Source organism: Corallococcus sp. AB038B (assembly GCF_003668955.1).
Lineage (GTDB): Bacteria > Myxococcota > Myxococcia > Myxococcales > Myxococcaceae > Corallococcus > Corallococcus exiguus.
This window is the reverse complement of record NZ_RAWO01000005.1, coordinates 399,404-421,663: the sequence shown is the minus strand read 5'-3', so window position 1 is coordinate 421,663 and position 22,260 is coordinate 399,404. Positions and strand designations below refer to the sequence as shown.

Annotated in this window: 18 protein-coding genes; 4 read left to right on the top strand and 14 right to left on the bottom strand. The window is 69.8% G+C overall.

All coding sequences use genetic code 11. The features are described 5' to 3' along the window. Positions 1-331: 331 nt before the first annotated feature. The 7 genes from D7Y04_RS23145 to D7Y04_RS23115 all read right to left on the bottom strand — a co-directional run bounded on the left by D7Y04_RS23145 (position 332) and on the right by D7Y04_RS23115 (position 7,032). Complete coding sequence (locus D7Y04_RS23145; protein ID WP_120596587.1) at positions 332-1,129, bottom strand: bifunctional 2-polyprenyl-6-hydroxyphenol methylase/3-demethylubiquinol 3-O-methyltransferase UbiG; 798 nt, start codon at positions 1,127-1,129, stop codon at positions 332-334. A gap of 7 nt (positions 1,130-1,136) precedes the next feature. Further along, positions 1,137-1,895, bottom strand: a complete 759-nt coding sequence (locus D7Y04_RS23140) for a ZIP family metal transporter (RefSeq protein WP_120578179.1) — start codon at positions 1,893-1,895, stop codon at positions 1,137-1,139. A gap of 32 nt (positions 1,896-1,927) precedes the next feature. Then, positions 1,928-3,223, bottom strand: coding sequence for a COG3014 family protein (locus D7Y04_RS23135; protein WP_233601541.1), 1,296 nt, complete (start codon positions 3,221-3,223; stop codon positions 1,928-1,930). Between the two features lie 9 nt (positions 3,224-3,232). Further along, complete coding sequence (lpoB, locus tag D7Y04_RS23130; protein WP_120596585.1) at positions 3,233-3,844, bottom strand: penicillin-binding protein activator LpoB; 612 nt, start codon at positions 3,842-3,844, stop codon at positions 3,233-3,235. Between the two features lie 14 nt (positions 3,845-3,858). Then, positions 3,859-4,674 carry a hypothetical protein gene (locus D7Y04_RS23125; protein ID WP_120596584.1) on the bottom strand — a complete coding sequence of 272 codons (816 nt, stop codon included), beginning with the start codon at positions 4,672-4,674 and terminating at the stop codon, positions 3,859-3,861. Positions 4,675-4,684: 10 nt separating this feature from the next. Next, a complete protein-coding gene (locus D7Y04_RS23120; protein ID WP_120578182.1) occupies positions 4,685-5,248 on the bottom strand; it encodes a hypothetical protein in 564 nt (187 codons plus the stop codon). A 143-nt stretch (positions 5,249-5,391) separates the two neighbouring features. Beyond that, complete coding sequence (locus D7Y04_RS23115) at positions 5,392-7,032, bottom strand: mechanosensitive ion channel family protein (RefSeq protein ID WP_121760726.1); 1,641 nt, start codon at positions 7,030-7,032, stop codon at positions 5,392-5,394. 181 nt (positions 7,033-7,213) lie between these two features. Between D7Y04_RS23115 and D7Y04_RS23110 the strand changes: the two genes are divergently transcribed. The 4 genes from D7Y04_RS23110 to D7Y04_RS23095 all read left to right on the top strand — a co-directional run bounded on the left by D7Y04_RS23110 (position 7,214) and on the right by D7Y04_RS23095 (position 12,435). After that, entirely contained in the window at positions 7,214-7,600 is a 387-nt protein-coding gene (locus tag D7Y04_RS23110; RefSeq protein WP_014398957.1) for a PleD family two-component system response regulator, read from the top strand. A gap of 5 nt (positions 7,601-7,605) precedes the next feature. Next, a complete protein-coding gene (locus D7Y04_RS23105; protein WP_121760785.1) occupies positions 7,606-9,186 on the top strand; it encodes a cytochrome c family protein in 1,581 nt (526 codons plus the stop codon). A gap of 125 nt (positions 9,187-9,311) precedes the next feature. Continuing rightward, positions 9,312-11,264, top strand: coding sequence for a LysM peptidoglycan-binding domain-containing protein (locus D7Y04_RS23100; protein WP_120596582.1), 1,953 nt, complete (start codon positions 9,312-9,314; stop codon positions 11,262-11,264). Between the two features lie 367 nt (positions 11,265-11,631). Continuing rightward, positions 11,632-12,435, top strand: a complete 804-nt coding sequence (locus D7Y04_RS23095) for a L,D-transpeptidase family protein (protein ID WP_121760784.1) — start codon at positions 11,632-11,634, stop codon at positions 12,433-12,435. A 4-nt stretch (positions 12,436-12,439) separates the two neighbouring features. On the opposite strand, the gene D7Y04_RS23090 is transcribed toward D7Y04_RS23095, so the two are convergent. From D7Y04_RS23090 to D7Y04_RS23060, 7 genes are all read right to left on the bottom strand, one after another. Then, the gene (locus D7Y04_RS23090; protein WP_171807970.1) at positions 12,440-14,197 is read right to left on the bottom strand and encodes an AAA family ATPase; all 1,758 of its coding nucleotides are present in this window, start codon (positions 14,195-14,197) and stop codon (positions 12,440-12,442) included. An 86-nt stretch (positions 14,198-14,283) separates the two neighbouring features. After that, positions 14,284-16,806: a serine/threonine-protein kinase gene (locus tag D7Y04_RS23085; protein WP_121760724.1), complete on the bottom strand. Its 2,523-nt coding sequence runs from the start codon at positions 16,804-16,806 to the stop codon at positions 14,284-14,286. Between the two features lie 108 nt (positions 16,807-16,914). Then, entirely contained in the window at positions 16,915-17,685 is a 771-nt protein-coding gene (locus tag D7Y04_RS23080; protein WP_121760723.1) for a hypothetical protein, read from the bottom strand. Next, positions 17,682-18,968, bottom strand: a complete 1,287-nt coding sequence (locus D7Y04_RS23075; RefSeq protein WP_121760722.1) for an ABC transporter permease — start codon at positions 18,966-18,968, stop codon at positions 17,682-17,684. The genes D7Y04_RS23080 and D7Y04_RS23075 overlap by 4 nt, the downstream gene beginning before the upstream one ends. After that, positions 18,965-19,669: an ABC transporter ATP-binding protein gene (locus D7Y04_RS23070; RefSeq protein WP_121760721.1), complete on the bottom strand. Its 705-nt coding sequence runs from the start codon at positions 19,667-19,669 to the stop codon at positions 18,965-18,967. Before D7Y04_RS23070 ends, D7Y04_RS23075 begins: the two co-directional genes overlap by 4 nt. Further along, the gene (locus D7Y04_RS23065) at positions 19,666-21,312 is read right to left on the bottom strand and encodes a hypothetical protein (RefSeq protein ID WP_121760720.1); all 1,647 of its coding nucleotides are present in this window, start codon (positions 21,310-21,312) and stop codon (positions 19,666-19,668) included. Before D7Y04_RS23065 ends, D7Y04_RS23070 begins: the two co-directional genes overlap by 4 nt. Positions 21,313-21,430: 118 nt before the next feature. Beyond that, positions 21,431-22,237, bottom strand: coding sequence for a hypothetical protein (locus D7Y04_RS23060; RefSeq protein WP_120578191.1), 807 nt, complete (start codon positions 22,235-22,237; stop codon positions 21,431-21,433). Positions 22,238-22,260: the final 23 nt, after the last annotated feature.

Genomic DNA, 22,260 nt, shown 5'->3' with positions numbered 1-22,260 from the left:
GTCCAAAAGCAGACGCGGACTCTATCGGAGATGACGGGGAGGTGCGGATTCAGATGGAGAGCGCGGAAGGAGCGGCCCCTCCTTCCGCGCTCCGGGTGCATCTGGATGCGGTACACGCCGTTGCCGGCGTATGGGTGGGACGCATTGCGGATGCCGTGCCAACAGGGTGAGTCCAATGATTTCGCGGGGTCACGATGAACACCCCACTCAACCTGCGTCCCGTTGGAACGCGAGCGCGTCCGGACAGGACGCAAAACCCTGATGTTTGAGCCCCAATGCCTGACGGACCGCGCCTTCTGAACGGGCGGGCAGCAGGGTCATTCCATACCAATCAGGCCTTGGAGGACGTGTCCGGCTTCAGCACGAAGACGCGGTCCAGGCGCGGGCTGCCGCGGCCCACGGGCGAGTCCAGGTCGTAATCGAAGTCGAACGTGGCCGCGACGCGCAGGCCGGACTTGCGGAACAGGCGCTTCACCTGGGCCTCGTCGTACGTGCGGAAGAACCACGTCGTCTCGATGAGCCAGTCCTTGTCCGGGCCGGTGACGCGCAGGCGGTTGCGCATGGGCGAGCGGCGCAGGCGCTGCTCCGGCAGGCCCTCGTGCGTGTTGCACACGACCTTGTCCGCGCCCACCTGTCCCACCCAGCGCTCGTGCTCAGGGCCCGAGCGCTCGTAGTCCGTGAGGTGGAAGCCCAGCACGTAGATGCCGTCCGGCTTGAGCAGGCGGCGGGTGCCGGTAAGGTGCTCCACCGCGGCCTTCTCGCTGTCCAGGTAGCGGAAGGTGGAGACCAGCGTGTGGGCCAGGTCCACGCGGCCTTCCAGCGCCGGGTCGAAGAAGTCCTCCATGCGCGCCTGGGACAGCTTCACGCGGCGGCGCTCCGCGGGGGACAGCCGCTTGCGCGCGTGCGCGAGCATGGCCTCCGACAAGTCGTAGCCCGCGACCTTCAGGCCCCGGCTCGCGGCCTCCTCCACCAGCCGGCCCGCGCCGCACGCGGGCTCCAGCCACTGGTTGCCTCCCGTACCGAAGCGCCGGCTCAACTCCTGGAGGAAGTCCGCCTCGCGCACGGTGTCCGTGCCGAAGATGGCCTCGTAGTACTCCGGGTGCTCGTACCAGTCCTTGCGTCGTTCCATGGTGCCGTCAGTGCTCCGTGTGTCCCAGGACGCGCGCGAGCACGAACATCACCAGCAACCCGGCTGCCAATGCCACCAGGTTGCGTCCGGGCTTGTCCCTGCCGTGCTTGTTCACGTGCGGCAGCAGGTCCGACACGGCGATGTAGAGGAAGGTGCCGGCGGAGAAGGCCAGGGCCTTGGGCGCCAGCGACTGGAAGCTCAGCACCGCGTCGAAGCCGAAGTAGAGCACCGCGCCCACCGGCACCATCAGGCCGTACAGCGCGGTGTACGCGAGGATGGTGCCGCGCTTCTTGCCCTCCGCCTGGAGGATGGACGCGAGCGACAGCGACGAGGGAATCTTGTGCGCGGTGATGGCCAGCAGCGCCATGGCGCCCACGCCCTCCTTCACCGAGGAGCCCAGCGCGATGCCGTCGAAGAGCGTGTGCGTGGACAGGCCCAGGAACGCGCTGAGGCCCAGCGCATGGCCGTGCACGTGCTCCGCGCAGTCTGGCGGCTCCTCGCAGGCGTGGGCCACGAGGTAGCGCTCCAGCACCAGCACGAAGAGGAAGCCCATGGGCACGAGCGCGAAGGCCCACCAGCCGCCGCCCTCGTACGCCTCAGGGAGCATGTGGAAGAAGGCCGCGCCGAACATCACGCCCGCCGCGAAGGCCAGGAACGTCACGAGCCGCGTGGAGCGGTCATTGAAGATGACCACGCCCGCCCCGGCCAGCGCGCTCGCTACGACAATGAAGGAGTACAGGAGGACTTCGGCTACGACCGGCGACATGGGGCGCGCACCCTACTCCCAAAACGACGCCGTCAGTAGCTTCGCACCACCAGCACCTCCACCCGTCCCGGCTTCACCTCCACCAGGTGTGTGGTGGGCCGGCCCGGTGCATCCACCTGGACGGTGTGCTTTCCCGGAGGAAGCCGGAAGCGCGCGACCTGGAACTCCGCCGGCAGTGAAAGCCAGGAGCGCAGGTCCGCCTGGTTGCCCGCGTTGAGGACCAGGAAGGTGAGCACGCCCAGCTCCTTGCTCTTCGTGAGCGCGCCCACGCCCGCGGCCACGCCCGCCTTCGCCACCGCGCCCGCGAGCTGCTTCGCCAGCATGCGGCCGATGCGGTCGTTCAGGTGCACCTGGGCCACGCGCGACAGCGACGTCACCGTCACCGCCTGCTCCGCCTGGCTCTCCACCGATACGCGCACTGGCGGTGTGCCGCCGCGGTCCCGGTACACGGGCACTTCAATCAGGTCCCCGGAGTCGCCGTAGTCGCGCGATGCCCGCTCCTTCTGCGGCGACAGGCCCGCCTCCACCACCACGACGAGTTGCCCTTCACCGGGCCCCACCGCGCCGTGCGCCACGTTCGGGAACTTCTTGGAGAGCGTCTCGTAGGCGTCGTCACGGCCCGTCTTCTTCGCCAGCCGCAACAGGGGCTCCACCAGCCCGCCCAGCCGGGGCTCCAGTTCGTACGCCTTCATGTAGTCGATGAAGGCCGAGTCCCACTCGCGCTGGTCCTCGTACAGCACGCCGCCCAGGTAGCGCGCGATGGCGAGCTGTTCGTACGGCTTCTTCTCCTCCGTAATCATCTTCTCGATGCGCTCGTTGACGCGACGGACCTCCACGAGCGCGTCCTCGTCGCGGTTCAGCTCCGCGTAGTTGAGCGCCTGGAGGACGGAGATCATCAGCTTCTCGAAGTCCTCGCCCCGGTAGGCGCGGCGCCGCTCGTTGCTGAGCAGCACCCCGGCCTCTTCGCTCACGGAGGTGATGTCCAGCTGCGACATGAGGTCATCCGCCTGGGCCAGCACCTTCGTGCTCTCCTCCCACTGCCCGGCCGCGTGCAGAACCATGCCCTTGTCGAGCAGCAACAGGAGCTGGTCGCGCTCGGGGGCCTCCTTCTGCTCGCCGTCCAGCTCACTCAGGGCGCGCTGATAGTCGGAGGATTGGTACGCGGAGCGCGCGGACGCCGTGCGCGCCACGTAGTCGCTGGCGCAGCCCGTGCCCAGGACACTCAGGGCGCTCATGGCCACGATGAACAACAGGCCCCAACGCGCCGCCGCCGGGGAAGCGGCGGGGACGCGCGGGGCCTGGGATGCGATGTCGAGGAGGTTGGCCACGGCGGACGGCTACCAGCTCACGCCCTGCTTCTCGAACTTCTTGCGGATCTGCTTCTCGTCCGTCCACGCGATGGTGCCGGTGCGCACGTCGTTCAGCTTCGCCGTCATCTTGTAATAGACGAGCTTGTCGCGGCCGACCTCCTGGATGATGGAGGCGAGGTCGCCCGTCATCAGGAAGTCCACCGACGCCTGCTGGCCCGGGGCCTTGGCGGCGTTCGGGTTCACGTAGCCGGACTGCTGGTACTCGTACTCCTCCGCGATGTCCTGGCGCGCCTGCTGGTCCACCAGCGCGAAGCGGCCCGTCTGCGCGAGCGCCGTTTGAATCTTGTCCCCCAGCGAGCGCATGTCGATGTGCTCACTGGTGCTGTTGCGCAGCTTGCCCACGAGGACGATGGGCAGGGCCGCGCCCTGCGGCGGGGGCTGCGCGAAGCGCGGGGCGTTGGCGAGCGACTCGGCCATCTTCTTCGCGATGAGCTGCAGGTCGTTCTCGTTGAAGCGGTCGCCCAGCATCTCGATGGTGTTGGGGTCCTCGTAGGTGCCGCGCGTGAAGGCGCGGGAGCCTCCACAGCCGGCGAGCGACACGGCGACGAGGGCGGACAGCAACAGGCGGCGGGTGTTCATGGTCGGGTCGACTCCTAGTTCCATTCGCATTCGAAGCGGCTGCCTTCGAAGTTCCACTTGTAGGCAAGCACCGCGTCGCGGCGGTAGCCGGCCGTCAGGCGGCAGAGGCTCTGCAAGGACGCGCGCGGATAGTCGAAGGTGTACGTCTGCGCCTTCGCGCGCTCCTGCGGGGTGAGCTGAGAGGGGTGCGTGAGCGTGGGGCTGGCGCTGGCGGCCACCATCACGCGGTGCGCGCCGTACGTCTTGAGCGGCACGTGGCCCGCGAGCTGGATGCGGCGCACGGTGCGCGCCACCATGATGTCGCTGCGGTCCACCATGGTCTCGTGGCTGTTGCGGCGCTGCAGCAGCTCCGGGAGGTTCGCGGAGAACACGCGGGTGATGTCCCCGTCGTCCACGAAGAAGTAGAGGAACGCCTCGCGCGCGGTGCGGCTCTCCCCGGTGAAGTCCAGCGTCACCAGGATGTCCAGCTGCCGGTTGGGCGCCAGGCCATGGCGCGACACCGCCGCCAGCACCGTCTTGTCCACGCCCGCCTTCTTCAGGCGGATGAGGCCGTCCGCGCTCGCGTCGCAGGAGCAGCGGCGCTCTTCAATCATCTTCACCAGCTGCGCGGGCTCGAAGCCGGCCTGCGACAGCTTGGTCAGCTCCTCGTCCGTGAGCGGCAGCTGGTCCGACCGCTCATAGATGCGCGGCAGCTGGTTCGGGTCCCACTGGATGATGTTGTAGGTCTGCACGTCCCCCGACGGGAACGGCAGTGCCACGGACGGCGAGGCGGCGCGAGGCGCCTGGGCCGTGGTCAACGCGACAGCGGCTGCGAGCAGTTGAGCGATCATGGCGTTTCCGTCAGAACCGGTATCCGACGTTCATGAACAACCGGTTCGTGACTCCTCCTCCCCCAATGGGGATGTCCGGCGAGTAGTGCAGTCCCATGAGCACGCGGTCGCGGCGGTCCAGGAAGATCTCCGCGCCCACCTGCGGCGAGATGGCGAAGCGCAGGCCCTCGCCCTCCGGGATGACGATGGCGCCCGCCTTGAGGCCGAGCGTGAAGGACACCGGCCAGCCCCAGCTGCGGAAGGTGGGGCCCACGTTGCCGATGAAGCGCCCACCGTCGAAGACGTAGCCGCCGCTGACGTCCAGGCGGTACCAGTCATCGCCCCAGAGGGACACGGTGGCGCCCACGAACAGCGGCGGACCTTCCGGCGCGCCCGGGGGGTTCTCACCGGAGTTGATGGCCGCGCCCCAGTCGAACTGGAGCGACACGCCCCGGCGGTTGTCGCCGTAGCCCCCGGTGCCGTACTCCGACTCCTCAGGCCCGTCGGTGCGGCCCCGCTCCTGGGCGCTCGCGGTGAGCGGCGCGGCGACGGCCAGGAGCGCCAGGGCTCCGCACAACGTGACAGGACGCTTCATCTGTTGGACTCCCCAGCTTGGGTGCGAATGCTCTCACGGGCGTCTTACGCCGCGTGGGTCGACATATTCATCGCGCGGCGAGCATCCGTGCAAGCGCCCGTTTTCCCTGGGGCTCTCCCCGAGGCTCGCATCGACGCTCTTCTTCAGGACCGGGGCTCGGGGGCGCCCTGGGTGGCTTCCTCCTGGTCGTCCCGGGAGGGCGGCGGCTGCGCGGGGCGGGATTCGCTGCGCACCATGGGCAGCCAATGGGGCTTCGAGCGCAGGAAGACGACCAGCCGCTCGCGCACGAGGAAGCGCAGGTCGCCCAGCTTGCTGGAGTTGGCCGCGCTCACCAGGGCGCGCACGGTGAGGGTCTTGTCCATCACGTCGAAGACGACCAGCGTCTTCACCCGGCCATCCCACAGGGCCTTGCCCTCGTTGGCGAGGATGCGGTCCAGCTCCGCGCGCAGCGCGTCGATGTCCGCCATGTAATCCACCTGGAGGATGACGGTGCCCATGATCTCCGGGCTCCCCTTGCTCCAGTTCTGGAACGGCTTGTCCAGGAACTGGTTGATGGGGATGACCATGCGCCGCTGGTCCCAGATGCGCAGCACGACGTACGTGAGGGTGATTTCCTCCACCGTGCCGAACTCGCCCTCCACCAGCACGTTGTCGCCAATGCTGACGGGCTGGGTGATGGACAGCTGGATGCCGGCGAGCAGCGAGGACAGCGACTTCTGCGCGGCGAGGCCGATGGCGAGGCCGGCGATACCGGCGGAGGCCAGCAGCGACACGCCCACGTTGCGCACCACCTCGAACTGCATGAGCAGCAGCGCGGCGGCGATGACGTAGGTGGCCACCTCGAAGACGGCGCGCAGCACGGCCAGCTGCGTACGCAGCGAACGCGCGCGGGGGTGGACGCTGGACTCGGAGGTGACGCGGCTCTGGACGTAGGCCTCCGACACGCGGAGGAAGCGCAGGATGAACCACGCCACCGCGACGATGCTGAGCGAGTAGGCCACCCGGTCGCTCAGCAGCTTCAGCTTGGGAGGCAGGAGCAGGAACGAGGTGCCCAGCGCCAGGAGGATGGCGAAGAAGGGCAGCCGCAGGGGCCCCCGGCCCGCGCTGACAATCTGGTCATCCCAGGTGATGCGCGTCCAGCGCGCCACCCGCAGCGCGGCGGCCAGCAGGAGCTTCTCCAGGAGATAGGAGAGGATCCACGCGCTCAGGAGCGTCACCACGAGCCCCAGCCACTGCCACAGCTCCAGCCCCAGCACCGTGCGGTCGAAGAAGACGGCCGGGAGCGTTTCGGTGAGCAGCGGGCCGTACTCCTCGAAGAGCGGGTCCACCATCTTCACGGTGGACTCCGACACCACCCAGATGGGCGTGCCATCCACGGTGAAGCGCTGCAGCCGGATGGGCACGCTCTCGCCCTTGAGCGGGATGGCCCCCAGCGACGCGAAGCGTGAGTTGGGGGGCTCGCCCTCCGGCGTCTTCGGCAGGGCGGACGTGTCCACCGACAGCTCGCGGTCCAGGACGAACTTCAGCTTCCGCGCCAGCTGGGCGCCCTGCGCGGGCTGCTCGGCCGCCGGAAGATGGTCCAGGTACAGGTAGTGGGCGGCGCGGGCGTACTCCCCGCGATGCACCGCGTCCAGGAAGCCCTGCGCCGTGGCGCGCGGCGACGTGCGGTCCAGGTCCTGGGGGACCTGCCCCAGGCCGTTGTTGAGGGCCAGGACAGGGAGGCCCCCGAGGACGCACCCCAGGAGGAGGAGGGCCACCAGGACCCGGGAGGCATGGCGCTTCATGGGCGCCTCCATACTCCGTGTGCGGTCGGTTGTCCGGGAAAGACGGTGGGTGTTTCCGAGCCCGCCCGGCCGCTGGGAAGCCCGGGGCCGGGGACAGAAAACCCGTGCTGGAACGCGACACGGGAAAGCATTGGTGCGCCGCTGGGTGGTGGGCTAGAACCGACCCCCAAGGAAGGTCGCCGTGTCCGAAGAGAAGCGAAGAATCCTCCTCATTGACGACAGCGAGATCACCCTCGCCATGGAGAAGGCCGTCCTGGAGGCCCGGGGCTATGAGGTCGTGGCCACCTCCACGCTCATGGAGTTTGAGAAAACGCTTCAGAGCTGGCGGCCGGATCTCATCCTCACGGACATCCACATGCCCGAGGCGAAGGGCACGGACATCTGCCGCACGCTGAAGAACGAGTACAACACGCAGGACATCCCCATCGTGTTGTTCTCCAGCCTGCCGGACGACGAGCTGTCGAAGCTGGCCGAGCAGGTGGGCGCGGATGGCTCGCTCTCCAAGGTGAACGGCCTGGAGGCGATGGGCGAGAAGATCGACGAACTGGTGCAGAGCATCCTCTGGTGATGACGATGCGCGCGGCCGTCCTCGCGGTGCTCGTCAGCGCGCTTCTCACCGGTTGCAGACGCCAGGAGCCGCGCGCCCCGGAGAGCGGCGCGGGCAGTGCTCCCGGGCAGCAGCAAGCCTCCTCCCCTCCTCCCGCCGCGCCTCCGGGCGCCGTGCTCTTCATCTCCGCGGACACGCGTGGATACCTGGGCCCGTGCGGCTGCAGCGAGAACATGCGCGGCGGCATCGGCCGGGCGGCGTTCCAGGTGCAGCAGGCGCGTCAGGGCGGCCAGCCGGTGCTCTACATCGACGGCGGCAACAGCCTCTTCGGTGAGACTCACCTCAAGGCGGATCAGGTGCCGCAGGAGGAGCGCAAGGCGAAGGCGCTCGCGGACGCGTTCCGCACCATGGGCATCGCCGCGCGCGCCACGGGCGAGCTGGACGACACGCGAGGCGCGGCCTTCCGTCAGGGCCTGGGGCTGCCGGAGATTCCGACGGGCGGCGTGAAGGTGCTGGACGCGGGGACGCGCAAGGTGGGCGTGGTGGCGGCGGCTTCCGGCGAAGCGCTGGTGAAGGCCAGCCAGCAGGCGCGCGCACAGGGCGCGGACTTCGTGGTGGGTCTGTTGGACCAGCCGCTGGAGGCCGCGCAGGCCGCCGCCGCGTTGCCGGGCCTGGCCGCGAACCTGGTGGTCGCCACGCACAGCGCCAGTGAGTTCTCCGCGGAGGAGAACCGGCTGGTGCGCTCCGACGTGCCGGTGGTGGCGGTGCAGAGCAAGGGGCGCTCACTTCTGCGCGTGGACCTGACGTACGCGCCGGCGAAGGGGCCCTTCACGCCGCAGCGCTCGCAGGGGGACGTGGAGCGGGAAGTGACGGCGCTGGAGCAGCGCATCGCGCTCCTGGACAAGGAGATCGCCCTGCCCGGCATCGACCCGAAGTTGAAGGCGCTGAAGCAGGGCAAGCGCGACGAGCTCGCGGCGCGCAAGCAGGGCTTCCTCACCGCACCGCCCGCGCCCGCCGCGGACGTCAACGGCTTCGCGCTGCGCTTCCTGCCGCTGGAGTCGAACCTGCCCAGCGCGCCGGACACGCAGGCGCTGGTGAAGGCGTACGACTCGGACGTGGGCCAGCTGAACCTCGCGTGGGCGAAGGCGCACGGCCAGGACTGCCCGCTTCCAGAGAAGGGCCAGGCGGGCTTCGTCGGCAGCGCGGTGTGCGCGGACTGCCACCCGGACGCGACCGGCGTGTGGGAGCGCACGAAGCACCACCACGCGTGGGAGACGCTGGAAGAGGTGGGCAAGCAGCACCACCTCAACTGCGTGGGCTGTCACGTCACCGGCTGGCAGAAGCCCGGCGGCGTGTGCCGGCTGGACAAGGTGGCGGGCCGCGAGGACGTGGGCTGCGAGAGCTGCCACGGTCCGGGCTCCAAGCACGTGGACTCGCCGAGCCCCGCGACCATCGTGGGCAAGCCGGGACAGGCCGTGTGCGTCACCTGCCACAACACGGAGAACTCGCCGCACTTCGACTTCGCCACGTACCTGCCTCGCATCCTCGGTCCCGGCCATGGCGGAACGGGAAAGAGCGGGCAGGCAGGCGAGCCACCGGCGAAATAGGGTCGCTCCCCCCTACGGTGGGTGATTCCCGAGGGCGTACCGGGCGACTTGTTGTTTGACTGTCAAGAAAGCTGGCGAATACTGCGAGCTTCGCCTGCTTCTGGGCGACCTCGCCTGGCGTTCCCATGCCGCTTTCTCTGCTCCTGCTTGCCCTGGCCTCGGTTCCCTCCTCGCAGGGCGTGGCGCCGTCACCGGTGCCGCCGCCCGGCGTGCGTGCGGTGCCCCCCTCGCAGGCCCCCTCGCTGACGGCGGACGGCAGCCTGGCCACGCCCCCTGCTCCCATGGAGGAAGGCGAGGAGACGGAGGAGGTGGAGAACGAGTCCGCCGAGTTGGAGGAGCTGCGCGCGCTGGAGGGCGCGACGCTGGACCCGGAGGCGAAGCCGAACGCGGAGATGATGCAGTCGCTGCGCCGGCTGGGCCTGACGAACCCGTTGCGGCTGCGAATGTTGGACGCGCTGGAGGAGCCCACCTTCCGCGAGGACGACACCGCCCCGCCGCTGGCGCGCATCACCGACCTGGCGAGCTTCGATATTTCGCAGGTGAAGGACCGCTACGACATCCCGGTCGACATGCAGCCGCGGGTGGCCGAGTACATCCAGTTCTTCCAGGGCCCCGGCCGCAAGTGGTTCCGCAAGTGGATGGCGCGCTCCACGCGCTACCTGCCGGTGATGCAGCCGATCCTGGAGTCGAAGGGCCTGCCCCGGGACACGGTGTACCTGGCGATGATTGAAAGCGGCTTCTCCGCGAACGCGTACTCGTGGGCGCACGCGGCCGGGCCGTGGCAGTTCATCTCCAGCACGGGCAAGCAGTACGGCCTCAAGCAGGACTTCTGGGTGGACGAGCGGCGTGACCCCATCAAGGCCACACACGCGGCGGCGTCGTACCTGAAGGACCTCTACGGCGAGCTGGGCCACTGGTACCTGGCGTGGGCGGGCTACAACACGGGCTCGTACCGGGTGCGCAAGATGGTGACGCGCTACGGGACGAACGACTTCTGGGTGCTGGCGGAGGAGCCCGGGCTGGCGAAGGAGACGAAGCACTACGTGCCCAAGCTCATCGCCGCGGCGCTGGTGGCGAAGAACCCCACCGCGTTCGGCTTCTCCGAGGAGGAGTTCCAGTACGAGTCCACGCTGGAATACGACGAGGTGAAGCTCACGGACGCCACGGACCTGGACGTGGTGGCGCGCTCGGCCGGGGTGAGCGTGACGGACGTGCAGGAGCTGAACCCGGAGCTCAAGCGCTGGTGCACGCCTCCGGCGACGGCCTCGAAGCCCTACACCCTGAAGCTGCCGCGCGGCACCACGACGCTCTTCGCGGAGAACTTCAAGAAGCTGTCGCCAGCGGACCGGCTGACGTTCCGGGTGCACACGGTGAAGAAGGGCGACACGCTGTCGCAGATTGCCCAGAAGTACGGCACTGCGCCGGAGGCCATCCTCCAGATGAACCGACTGAAGACCGCGCGGGTGCTGAAGGTGCGCTCGGAGCTGGTGATTCCGGTGCCGGCGAGCGGCCGGGGTGGCAGCGGTGACGCGGGCATCAGCGGCGCGCTGGCGTCGAAGGTGGCGCAGGCGCGGCGCAGCGGCGTGGTGGCGACGCGGCCGGAGGACGAGGTTCCGGCGGGCACGCCCCGGGGCCCCGTGGCGGCGGGTCCGGTGAAGACGGAGAAGGTGGATGGCAAGACGCGCGTGACGTACGGCGTGCAGGAAGGCGACAGCCTGTGGCTCATCGCCAACCGCTTCCAGGTGTCGGTGGACGACCTGAAGAAGTGGAACAACCTGCCCAAGCGCAACCGCACGCTGTCGCTGGGCACGCTGCTCGCGGTGTGGCCGCCGGAGTCCAAGGGCGCGGCGCCGGCGAAGGTGGAGGAGCGCGGCGGCACCATCGTGGTGGCCACCGCCGTGGCGAGCCAGGCGCCCGTGGGCCCCAAGGGCAAGGTGCACACGCTGGCCGAGGGCGAGACGCTCTGGTCGGTGTCGCAGCGCTACAACGTGTCCGTCGAGGACATCATGAAGTGGAACCACATCAAGGACCACCGCACGGTCCCCACCGGCAAGCTGCTGTCGCTGAGCGCGCCGTAGCGGCACAGGGGCATGGCGCGACGGCCGGGACCTTGCAGTCCCCGGCGCCATGCTCGCATCCGCACTGCTTCGAGAGTCACCGCTTCTTCCCTCTGAAACGCCTGGCGCGAGCGAATCCGCGCCGGCCCTGTCCGTCCTCCCCCGTGGAGTCGAACGTCCGGGGGATAGGACGGTCTCCGGAGGCAACTCGCTGACGCGCTTCAGCGGGCCCGGTCCGGTACCCCGAGGGCTTTCCCTCGCCCCACCGTCCGACGGAGTGTCCAGCCCTGAGAAACGCGCACGCGACATCGTGGCAGGAACGGCGGCAACCCTCGTCGCGCGAGCCGAAGAGGCGACGCGTGCGGTGACGGCTGGGGGCCTGGGCGTCATGGAGCCTCCGGTCGACTTCGCGGGCGCGGCGGTTCCGGTGGCGGGCGGACTGGAGCATCCGCGCTTCGCAGGGTCGCCTCAGCTCACGGAGGTGGCGTCCGGCGCGACGGTGCTGGGCACGGGCTCGAAGGGCGACGGGCTTCGCGCGGTGCAGAGCGCGCTCATGGACATGGGGTTCGCGCTGTACGGCGGCGCGGACGGGCGCTACGGCCCGGATACAGCGCGCGCTCTCCGCAACTTCCAGGTGCACGCGGGCCTGCGCTCCAGCGGCGTGCTCGACACCGCCACGCTGAAGGCCCTGGAGGCGCTCGCTCCGGCTCCGGGCTCACGGGGACAGTCGCGCGCCCTGCCCTCTCCGTTCTACGCGGGCCAGCCCGTGCGCGTGGTCATCGCGCTGCGTGAGCACCGCACGTTCCTCTTCGACCCGGAGGGGAAGCTCGTGGACATCTTCCCCAACGCGGTGGGCACCGCCGCCACGCCCACGCACCCGGGACTCAAGGTCGTCCGCGCGAAGCTGGATCAGGTGGCCACCGAGAACGCGGGCGCGCGGCTGTGGAACGACCGGCACGTGTTCGGCGCGCGGCTGCTGGACCTGTCCTGGGCGGATGGCCGCCGCAGCGGCGAGGAGCTGCATGGCACCAGCGCCCCTGCCCTGCTCGGCGGCGATGTGTCCCACGGCTGCATCCGTCACGCGAACGAGGACATCCTCGTCCTGCATGACGCGCTCGCCGTGGGCGACCGCATCGCGGTGGTGGAGACGCTCCAGGACCCGCACCTGGGCGTCCCCGTCACCGTTGGCTAACGGCTCACTGCTCTTCCAGGAGCATCTTCAGCTCCCGCACGCGCTTGCTGATGAAGTCGCGGTCCAGCTTGCGGAAGTTCTCTGGCAGCAGCGCCCGGCTGGTGCACTCCTGCACCGCCACCAGGTTCTGCATCTCAATCTCCAGCGGGTAGCTGGGCGGTACGAAGTCCGCCAGCACCGCGGCCAGGTCGTCCTTCGTCACCTGGTCACGTCCGTCCGCCAGCGCGCGGAACTTCGAGCGCACCATCACCGCCTCGATGTCCGCGCCGCTGAAGGCGCGCACGCCGCCGGGGATGAGCGCGGCGAAGGACTCCACGCCCTCCACCGACACGCCGGTCTTCTTGCTCATCGCCTGGAACAGCTCGTTCCGCTCTTCATCCGTCTGCGGATAGAAGAGCGCGAGGTGCTCCTCCGCGCGGCCCTGGCGCTTCAAGTCGATGGGCAGCAGGTCCGGCCGCGCCGTCAGCAGGAACCAGACAATCTTGCCGCGGTACTGCGTGTTGCCCATGAAGGACGCGATGGAGCCGAAGATGCGGCTGCTCGTGCCGGAGTCTCCGCCGGAGTCGCGGTTGCCGAGGAAGGTGTCCGCCTCGTCGACCATCACCGCCACCGGCCACAGGGCCTTCAGCAGGTTGAAGATCTTCTCCAGGTTCGATTCCGTCACGCCCTGCCACTGGCTGCGGAAGTTCAGGAACTTCACCACCGGGATGCCAATCTCCCCGGCGAAGCAGCTCACCATGAACGTCTTGCCCGTGCCCACCGGCCCGCTCACCAGGTAGCCCATGGGCATGACCTCGATGCGGCCCTTCTTCAGCGCGGACGCCGCCTGCCTCAGCATCTGCTTGGCGGGCGCGTGCCCCGCCACCGCATCCAGCGTGTGCTCGGGCTCGATGAACTCCAGCAGGCCGTGACACTCCGCCTGGATGAGCTCCTTCTTCTTCTCCTTGAGCAGCTCCGGCGTGATGCGCACCTCCCGCTCCAGCGCCTCCGTGAGCACGCGGTCCAGGTTGATGCGCGACAGGCCGGCCGTCATCTTCGCCAGGCCCGCCACCGGCACCTCCGACACGGACTGGAGCTTCTTGCCCTCCAGCTTGGAGCGCACGTACTCCAGGCGCTCCTCCTCCGTGGGCAGCGGCAGTTCGATGGGCGCCACGTACGGATTGCGGCTGATGCGCGGCGACACGTCCGACAGGTTCTCCGCCAGCAGCACCACGGACACGTCGCCCGCGAGGAACTGCGGGTCGTGCGCCCACTTGTCCAGCGTGGCCACCACGAAGCGGTCCTCCGCGGACAGGTGGCTCATCTCCCCGCCGGGGACCAGCGTCTCCGCGTAGTCGATGATGAGCGCCATCGAGCGGCCCTCGCTCAGGCGCATGCGCAGGAAGTTCTCCAGGATCTGGAGCGCCCGGCCCGGGTCGCGCGGCATGACCTTGGCGTAGTCCGTGCCGTACATGGCGTCGTAACCCGTCATGGCCCGCGCCAGGTCCTTCTGCGTCTCCGGCGTCGCCGAGCGGATGCCCGATGAGCGGTCGTAGAAGAGGACGTGGTCGCGCCCGCCGAACAGCTCTTCCGACAGGAACGTCTTGAGCGTCCCGAAGCCGCGCCCGCCGTCCTCCAGCTGCAGCGGCTGCAGGTCGCGCACGGCCCCGTACAGCAGGAAGGTGCTGACCGTCTTCGTGTAGTACTTGCGCGCCAGCTGCTGCGCCCACCGGGGCAGATCCGCCAGCGGATCCGCCTTGTTCACCTTACGCACCTTCGTCACGGACATCCCTCCGGCGCCGCTCCCCCCAGGGACATCCGGGGGGAGGACCCCCAGGCTACCTCTTAAGTGTCAGGACCGCGGTGCCGCTAATCGCGGCAGCGCGCCTGCTTCTTCAGGGTTGCATCCACCTTGACCGTGGAACCCGCCGGGGACGGCGTGCCCACGGATACGTCCTCGTCCGCGTAGCATTTCGCCTTCAGCGTGAGTTCGCGCGTGCCCCAGGGCACCCGGACGGTGGCCGGCGTGACGAAGCCCAGGTCCTGCTTGCCCTGGAAGATGGCCGCGCCTTCGGGCGTGGACTCGACCCGAACCTCCACGGGCGCGCGCTCCAGGTTCGCCACCACGTCCAGGCCGTTGTTGTTCACGGCCATCTTCTTGACGAAGGGCACGTAGCCGGCGGCAGTGACCTCCACCAGCGGGGCGTCGTTGCTGAGCGAGAAGTCACGGAGCACCTGCTCGCGAACGCCCTGCTTCCGGGCGACCTGGTTGTCGATCTTCACCTCGGCGTCTTCCGGCTGGGTCTTGAAGACCACGACCACCGAGCGCGCCTGCTTCTTGAGGACCACCGGCACCTGCGTGGCGTTGGTGCCCTCGGACACCATGGCGGACTGGTTGAAGGCCTCGTAGCCCGGAGCAGTCACCACCACCAGCACGTTGCCCACGGACATGGGCTTGAGGGCGAAGCCGTTGGGGGGGAACTTCTCCGGAGGCCCCGCGTTGATGGACACCATCGCGATGTCCTTCGCCTCCAGCGTCTTGAGCTCCACCATCACGTAGCCCTGCGCGGGCTTGCTCGGGGAGAAGACCAGGGCCACGCCCACCAGCAGGAACAGCGACGCCAGACCCACGGCGCCGTAGAGCAGGCGCTTGTCCATGCCCTTGAAGCCCAGGCCCCGGGCAGGAGCCTCCTGCTCGGGCGCGTTCCTCTGGCGGCCTTCCTTCGCGGGCGGACGCGGCGCGTTCCCGTTGTTGAGGACGGGGGGCGCGGGCGGACGCGGCAACGGTTCCGGCAGCGGGTCCGGCCGGTGGAGTCGCTGCGGCGGACCGTCGTTGCCCCGGTTCGGCGTCGGACGGGGCATGGGCCCGTCGTTGGCCATCAGCGTGGGCACGTTGGTCAGCGACGGACGCGGCGGCGCGGCGCTCAGCACCGGCGCGCTGTTCTGCGACAGGCGCGGCGGCGCCGGCGGCTGGGGCAGCGACGAGAGCGGCGGGATGACGGCGGTGCGGCCCGCCACGTCCTCTCCGTCGTCGTCGTCGGGCGCGGCCGGGGACTCCAGCGGCGTGACGGCGCGGCCAATGGCGGCACCCGGCTGGGTGGTGGGCTCCGGCGAGTCGTTGAAGACAGCGTCGCGGTCCACCATCTGCGTCGCCAGCTCCTCGTCCTCCTTGGGCGAGGGCGCGGCGGGCGCGGCGGTCAGCTTGGGCAGCGCCGCGAGCGTGGGCGAACGGCGTGCCCCCTGCGGGTTGGCGCCGGAGTTGGAGGCGCGCGGCGGCGGCGCGGACATGGGCTCCACGGCGGGCGCGGAGGGCGCCACCGCGGGGATGTTGGTCATGCTCTGCGTGGGCACCGGGGACGGGCCGCTGTAGCCCGCCTCGATGGCCGCGAGCATGCCATCCGGCGCGCGGATGTCCGCGTACTCGGCCAGGCGCTGCTTCTCGCGTTCCACCTCTTCGGCGAACGTGGACTTCATGTACTGCATGAGGTCCTTGCGGCCGAAGATGGAGTCGCTCGTCAGCAGGAAGCGCTGAAGGTCGTCGCCCAGCTCGCTGGCGTACTGGTAGCGCTCCTCCACGTCCTTCGCGAGCGACTTGAGGACGATGCGCTCCAGCGCCTCCGGGATGCGCCGGTTGTACGTGGACGGCGACGGAACCTCCGCCTTGCGCACCTTCTCCAGCACGCTGAAGTCGCTGTCGCCCACGAAGAGGCGCTCGCCGGTGAGCATCTCGTAGAGGCACACGCCGATGGCGAACACGTCCGAGCGGCGATCCAACGGCAGGCCGCGGATCTGCTCCGGGCTCATGTAGCCGAACTTGCCCTTGAGGATGCCGGCCTGCGTCTTGGTCGCCTTGCCCGCCGCCTTCGCGATGCCGAAGTCGATGACCTTGACCTCGCCCTCGAAGGACACGAGCACGTTCTGCGGCGAGATGTCGCGGTGGACGATGTTGAGGTCGCGCCCCATCCCGTCCTTCTTGCGGTGGGCGTAGTCCAGGCCCTCGCACATCTTCGCCACGCAGAAGGCGACCAGCGGCACCGGCGCGGGCTCACCCTTCTTCCGGCAGCGGTCGAAGATGGCCCGCATGTCCTTGCCGGGGATGTACTCCATCGAAATGAAGTAGCTGCTGGCGATCTGCCCCAGCTCGTAGATCTGCGCGATGTTGGCGTGGGTCAGCTGGACGCTGATCTTCGCCTCATCGATGAACATCGAGATGAATTCTTCATCTTCGGCGATGTTCGGCAGGATGCGCTTGATGGCGACAAGTCGCTCGAAGCCACTGGCGCCGAACTGTTTGCCACGCCAGACCTCCGCCATGCCGCCGATGTTGACGCGGTCCAGGAGGAGATACTTCCCGAACGGGATGGGTTGCCGCTTCGGTTGAGAGGTCGTCACTGTGTGTGGGGGTCGAGTCCTTGCAAGGAGCCTATCGATCGCGGCTCCGCAGGGTCAACCGCGCGCGCGGACCTATTTCCGCCCGCTTGCTCCCCAGGCGACCCCGACTCAGGGCGAAGGGGCCGTCACCGCGCCCCCATCCACGGTGGGGATCTCCAGGTCAATGCCCGGCAGGACGTCATTTTCCTCGGGATCCGCGGGGATCTGTGCACGCACGACGGCCACGCGCGGCTCGCCCCGCTGGGAGAGCACGGAAGGCGCACCAAAGCGCACCTCGGCGGGCAGCCCCACCAGCGTCACCCAGGCCTGTTTGCCGTCCCGGGCCACGCAGTAGAGCAGCGTGCCGGCCCGGGTGCCGGGCGCGTCACGGACCGGGCCCTCGCAGTCCGAGCGCACCTGGAGTGTATAGGCCGGCACCGACGCCCCGCGCTCCAGGTACGGCGGAGAGCCCAGCGCGTCCACCAGGGGCTGTAGCACCTGGGATCGCGAGGGCACGGACTCCACCGTGGCCAGCTTCTGGGCCTCGCCCTGGAAGCGCTGCAGCGCCACGGCGGCCATCTCCGGCGGGTCCAGCGGCGTGCGGCTCTCCGCGAGCACCAGGTCCACGAAGAGCGCCACCACGAGCAGGATGGGCAGGAGCCGGTAGCCCTTGAAGCCCTCCGGCTTCTTGCGCAGCAGTCCGGCGAGGAACACGGCCAGGCCCGCGCCCGCGAGCCCGAGCACGATGCTCGCGCGCACGGCGGACGGCGGCGTCAGGAGCGCGGAGACCTCCTCGGTCCGGGCGCGCAGGGCATCCGAGAGGTCGCCCCCGTAGATCCACCCGATGGCCCCCAGACACACGACGTTGGTCAGGAGCGACTTGCGAGAAGGGCCGCTCATCCCGCCAACGTCCTCGCCGGATCCGTGGCGGCGGCGCGGCGGCTGGGGAAGTACGCCCCGGCGAGCGCGGCCACGAGTCCCAGCAGCACCCCGCCCAGCACCACTGCCGCGGGGAAGGAGAAGAAGCTCTCCGGCTTGAAGGGGAAGTTGGGCAGGTAGCCCTTCGCGAGCCGGTCCACGATGAAGGCCAGCAACAGCGCCGCCGCCGTGCCCGCCGCGCCACCCAGCACGCCCACCACGCCGGCCTCCGCCAGCACGATGGCGCGCACATCCGCGCGCGAGGCGCCCACCGCCTGCATCACGCCAATCTCCTTCGCCCGAGCTCGTACGGACGAGGACATGGCGTGGGCGATGTTCACCGCGGCCAGCACGCAGATGAGGATGGAGAGCAGCGCCAGCGCGGACGTGGTGAGCGCCACCGCCGCGCCCGCGTTCTCCGCCATCCGGCGCTCCTGATCATCGATTTCAAAGCCCATCCCCTTCACCGCCTCCACCAGCTCCGGGACGCGTGAAGGGTCCGCGGCCACCAGCGTGACGCCGGAGTAGCTGTCCGCGTCCGCGCCGGAAGCGCGGTTGATGCGAACCGCCGTGTCCAGCGGGATGGTGATGCCCGCGAGCATGGCCCGGTCGGACGCGCCCACCACCTGCGCCTGCTGCGTGGTGCTGGGTCCGCCGGACGTGGCGGCCACGTAGGAGCGGTTGAACTCCACCGGGAAGCCGAAACCGATGAGCATCTCCGCGGACAGCTGCGGCAGCTTGCGCGCGGGCGCGAACGTCTTGTTGTACAGCTCCAACAGGCGCGTGGAGATGAGCGCGGGGATGGCCTTGCCCTCCCCCGGGTCCTTGAAGTCCTTCGCCTCCGGCAGCCCCACGTCCTTCTGCACCAGGCCGGGGTCCACGCCCACCGCGAGCACCTCCATGCCCATGCGCAGGCGCGAGCCGAAGAAGACGCCGTCGTAGCGAGTCACCGCCGGCACGCGGACGTTCATCTTCCGGTACGTCGTCTCCACGCCGGGCAGCGCGGCCAGGCGCTCCACCGCGGCCGTGTCCAGCTTGCCGCCGCCCAGCAGCCCCAGCGACACCGCCGGGGGCACCACGTCCACCAGCCGCGCATCCGTGGGGAAGATGCGCTCGCGGATGACGCTCCCCACGCCCAGGCCCAGGCCCACGAAGAACACCAGCGCGCCCACGCCCATGGCCACGCCGAAGGCGGAGAAGAACGCGCCCTTGCGTTCGCGCGCGAGGGACAACCTCACCAGTCGCGACAGTGCGTCGAACCTCACGGGGCACCTCGCGACGCCAGGGCTTCCGACGCGGGGGATTCATCCACCAGCCGCGCGTCCTTGAGCCGCAGCACCCGCCGCGCCACCGCGCTCATGCGCTCCTCGTGGGTGACGGTCAGCACCGTGAGCCCTTCCTTGTGCAGCTCCTGGAAGAGCTGGATGACGCCCGCGCCGGTGGCCGCGTCCAGGTTGCCCGTGGGCTCGTCGCACAGGAGCAACTTCGGGCCGCCGAAGAGGGCCCGGGCGATGGCCACGCGCTGACGCTCGCCGCCGGACAGCCGCACCGGCGCGCGGTCCTGCTTGGAGCCCAGGCCCACGCGCTCCAGCAACTGGCTCGCGCGCTTGCGCCCGTCCGCCGTGGCCGGACCGAAGTGCGAGGGCAACAGCACGTTCTCCAGCGCGGACAGGTTGGGGATGAGGTGGAAGGACTGGAAGACGAAGCCCACGTGCGTGTTGCGGAAGCGCGCCAGCTCCTTGTCGCGCAGGCCGGTGAGCTTCACGCCGCCCACCTCCACCTGCCCCTGGTAGTGCACGTCCAGGCCGCCCAACAGGTGCAGCAGCGTGGACTTGCCGCTGCCGGAGGCGCCCACCACCGCGACAAAGTCCCCCGCCTCCACGTCCAGCGACACGCCGTCCAGGACGCGCACGCGCGAGCCCTCGCCGTCCTCGTATTCCTTCACGACATCTCGCGCGCGGATCAAGGCGTGGCCGGGGTCGTGGTGGTGGCGGGCGCGGGAGTGAGCCGCAGGGAGACTTCCGCCTGCAGCGCCTTGTCCTTGCGCGACAGGGCCATCGTCACCGCGCGCAGGTCGTCCGTGGCATCCAGCCAGCGCACCGTGGTGGCCTTGATGGCGAAGCCGCCAATGCCCCACGCGGCGGAGGGCAGCGCCTTCACCGCGTCCGCCAGCCGGCGCAGGTCCAGCAGCACCACCAGCGCGGCGTCCTTGCCCACGGACTTCAGGTCCTCGGACACGGGGCCCGTACCGGCCGGCTGCGCGAACGAGGCCAGGGTGGACTCCAGGCGCGCCTTGGGCGCCGCGAGCAGCAGCTTGCCGTCCTTGGACAGCGCGAAGTGCGCGCCCTCACCCGCGCGGTACGACGTGAGGTACGCCTTCTGGCCGCTCACGTCCGTGGGCTCCACCTTCGCGCCGAAGCCGCCCGCGAAGCCGGGCACCTTGTCCAGTGTGGCCTGCCCCTTGGCCACGTCCTTCACCTCCGCGAGCGCCACCAGGTTGACGAAGCGGAAGGGGTTGGTGCGCCGCAGGTCCAGGTCCGGCATGCCCGAGGACAGGTTGACGTTGGGCGACAGCGACAGCGCGAGCACCATGCCCGGCTTGAGGTTGTCCAGCACCTCCGTCTTCACGTTGAAGCCCGCCTCCTGCACCGCGCGCGTCACCTGCGAGCCGGCCAGGTACGGCCACACGCCGTCCAGCTGCGCCGGGTCGCCGCGGAAGCGCGCCACGAAGAAGCTGTCCTGCGGCAGCCAGCCCGCGAGCGACTCACCGCCCTTGGGCTCCAGCGCCGCGAGCGACGCCTGCGTGTCCGGCCACGGCGCGTCCGCGCGCAGCGTCACCGCGCGCTCCTCGACGTGGCCCGTGAAGGTGATGCCCTGCACGCTGCCCGCGGGCAGCAGGCCCATGCCGCCCGGCAGCCACACGTGGAAGTCGCGGTCGCCGGAGAGCCGCTTGAGGGACGCCTCCAGCACCGGCTCCTTCGCCAGGGACTGCTCCTCCGGCAGCACCGCCAGCTCCGTCAGCCGCGCCACCGACGCGCCTCCGCCCAGGAGCACCAGGTCGTGCGGGAGGAAGAGCATGCCCAGCATGGGCGTCGTGGAGCCCGGACGGTTGAAGGTGACGAGCCGCCCGGCGTCCGTCTTCGTGTCCTTCTCCTCCGAAGCGCCCAGGCGCGTGCGGGCGAAGGTGGCGAAGGTCGTCTTCAGCTTGTCCGCGTCCTTCACGCCGATGACGGACACCGCCTGCATGCCCCCGAAGAAGGCCGCGCCCGCGCCGCGCTTCGGGTCGATGCCCGCGTCCTCCAGCGCCTTGCGGCTGCGCAGGTCCACGCCCACCTGACGCATCACCGCGGACACGTAGCGCTCCGCGGAGGGGAAGTTCTGCAGCTGCGCGACGAACGAGGCCACCTTGAGGTTCTGGAAGCGCGCGAGCTTCTCGCCCAGCGTGCCCAGGTCGTCGATGACGACGGCCGCCTGCGCGGTGCGCGGCAGGTAGCGCGACACGCCCCGGGGCGAATCCGCGGGCCCGGCCGCCTCCTTCCCGCAGCGCGAGCAGCCGGCGAACACGACCAACAGCAGGACCAACGGGAGGAATCCAACGCGGCGGAGCATGGGCGGCAGGACAGGATGCCTGCGGCGGAGAGTCAATCTATTCGTGCTCCGTCACAGGCCCCCGCCGGTGCCGCAAGGTGCCACGGTGAACAGGTGCCCGTTCGGGCCCGTGCCCGCCCTACCGCACGCGCGTGCCGCCATGCGGCAGGGGCGCGGAGGTCTCCTCGGTGAAGTCGAGGAAGCGCTCCATCTGGCGCACGGTCTCGTCCGTGGCCTCCGTCTCCGCGGAGAGCACGTCCAGCTGCCGGTTGACGCTCTCCGGGTCGCGGATGGCGATGGACTGCTCGTGCGTCAGCCGCATCAGGTCCTCGATGCCGGCCAGCTGGTGGCTCACCACCTCGCGGCTCTCGCCCGCCTGCTCGAAGCGCATCAGGCGCTTGCGCTGAATCTCCACGCGCTTGCCCTTCACGTCCTTGAGGCGCGGGTTGGCTTCCCCGGCGACCTCCGCCTCCAGCGCCGCCACCTCGGAGGTCAGGTGCTCCCGGTCGGACCCGCTGAGGTACGTGCGGTACTGGTTGAGCGCGGAGATGAGCCGCAGGAAGGACGTGAGCAGCGCGTCCAGCTTGGGCTCGCTGTCCGCCGCCAGCACCCGCCCGCCGGGCAGCTTGCGGTAGTTGGCGAGGATCTTCTCCTTCAGCCCCACCAGCTGCTGGTAGTGGTCACGCTGCGACGGCGCCAGGTCCGCGAGCAGCGAGTCCACCGCCGCGCGCGCGGCCTCCGGGTTGTCCGGCTGCTGCGCCCGCACGGCGCGCTGGAAGCGCTTCATGGACGACACGACGGCCAGGTAGACGCCCTCCACGCCCAGCGCCACCATCATGGGCAGCGGCTCCTGCGTCACGGCGCTGGACATGGCCGCCGTCGTCAGCCCCACCAGGTTGGCCGGCAGAAGGAACGCGGCCTTGATGTAGTTCGGTGTCTTCGCCACGTCCGACTCCCCTTCCCTCTTCC

Excerpts from the sequence above, each read along its gene's own strand:
- D7Y04_RS23120 (WP_120578182.1), bottom strand. The coding sequence starts at position 5,248 with ATGAAGCGTCCTGTCACGTTGTGCGGAGCCCTGGCGCTCCTGGCCGTC.
- D7Y04_RS23125 (WP_120596584.1), bottom strand. The coding sequence starts at position 4,674 with ATGATCGCTCAACTGCTCGCAGCCGCTGTCGCGTTGACCACGGCCCAG.
- D7Y04_RS23100 (WP_120596582.1), top strand. The coding sequence starts at position 9,312 with ATGCCGCTTTCTCTGCTCCTGCTTGCCCTGGCCTCGGTTCCCTCCTCG.
- D7Y04_RS23065 (WP_121760720.1), bottom strand. The coding sequence starts at position 21,312 with ATGCTCCGCCGCGTTGGATTCCTCCCGTTGGTCCTGCTGTTGGTCGTG.
- D7Y04_RS23140 (WP_120578179.1), bottom strand. The coding sequence starts at position 1,895 with ATGTCGCCGGTCGTAGCCGAAGTCCTCCTGTACTCCTTCATTGTCGTA.
- D7Y04_RS23115 (WP_121760726.1), bottom strand. The coding sequence starts at position 7,032 with ATGAAGCGCCATGCCTCCCGGGTCCTGGTGGCCCTCCTCCTCCTGGGG.
- lpoB (WP_120596585.1), bottom strand. The coding sequence starts at position 3,844 with ATGAACACCCGCCGCCTGTTGCTGTCCGCCCTCGTCGCCGTGTCGCTC.
- D7Y04_RS23095 (WP_121760784.1), top strand. The coding sequence starts at position 11,632 with ATGGAGCCTCCGGTCGACTTCGCGGGCGCGGCGGTTCCGGTGGCGGGC.
- D7Y04_RS23080 (WP_121760723.1), bottom strand. The coding sequence starts at position 17,685 with ATGAGCGGCCCTTCTCGCAAGTCGCTCCTGACCAACGTCGTGTGTCTG.
- D7Y04_RS23145 (WP_120596587.1), bottom strand. The coding sequence starts at position 1,129 with ATGGAACGACGCAAGGACTGGTACGAGCACCCGGAGTACTACGAGGCC.
- D7Y04_RS23105 (WP_121760785.1), top strand. The coding sequence starts at position 7,606 with ATGCGCGCGGCCGTCCTCGCGGTGCTCGTCAGCGCGCTTCTCACCGGT.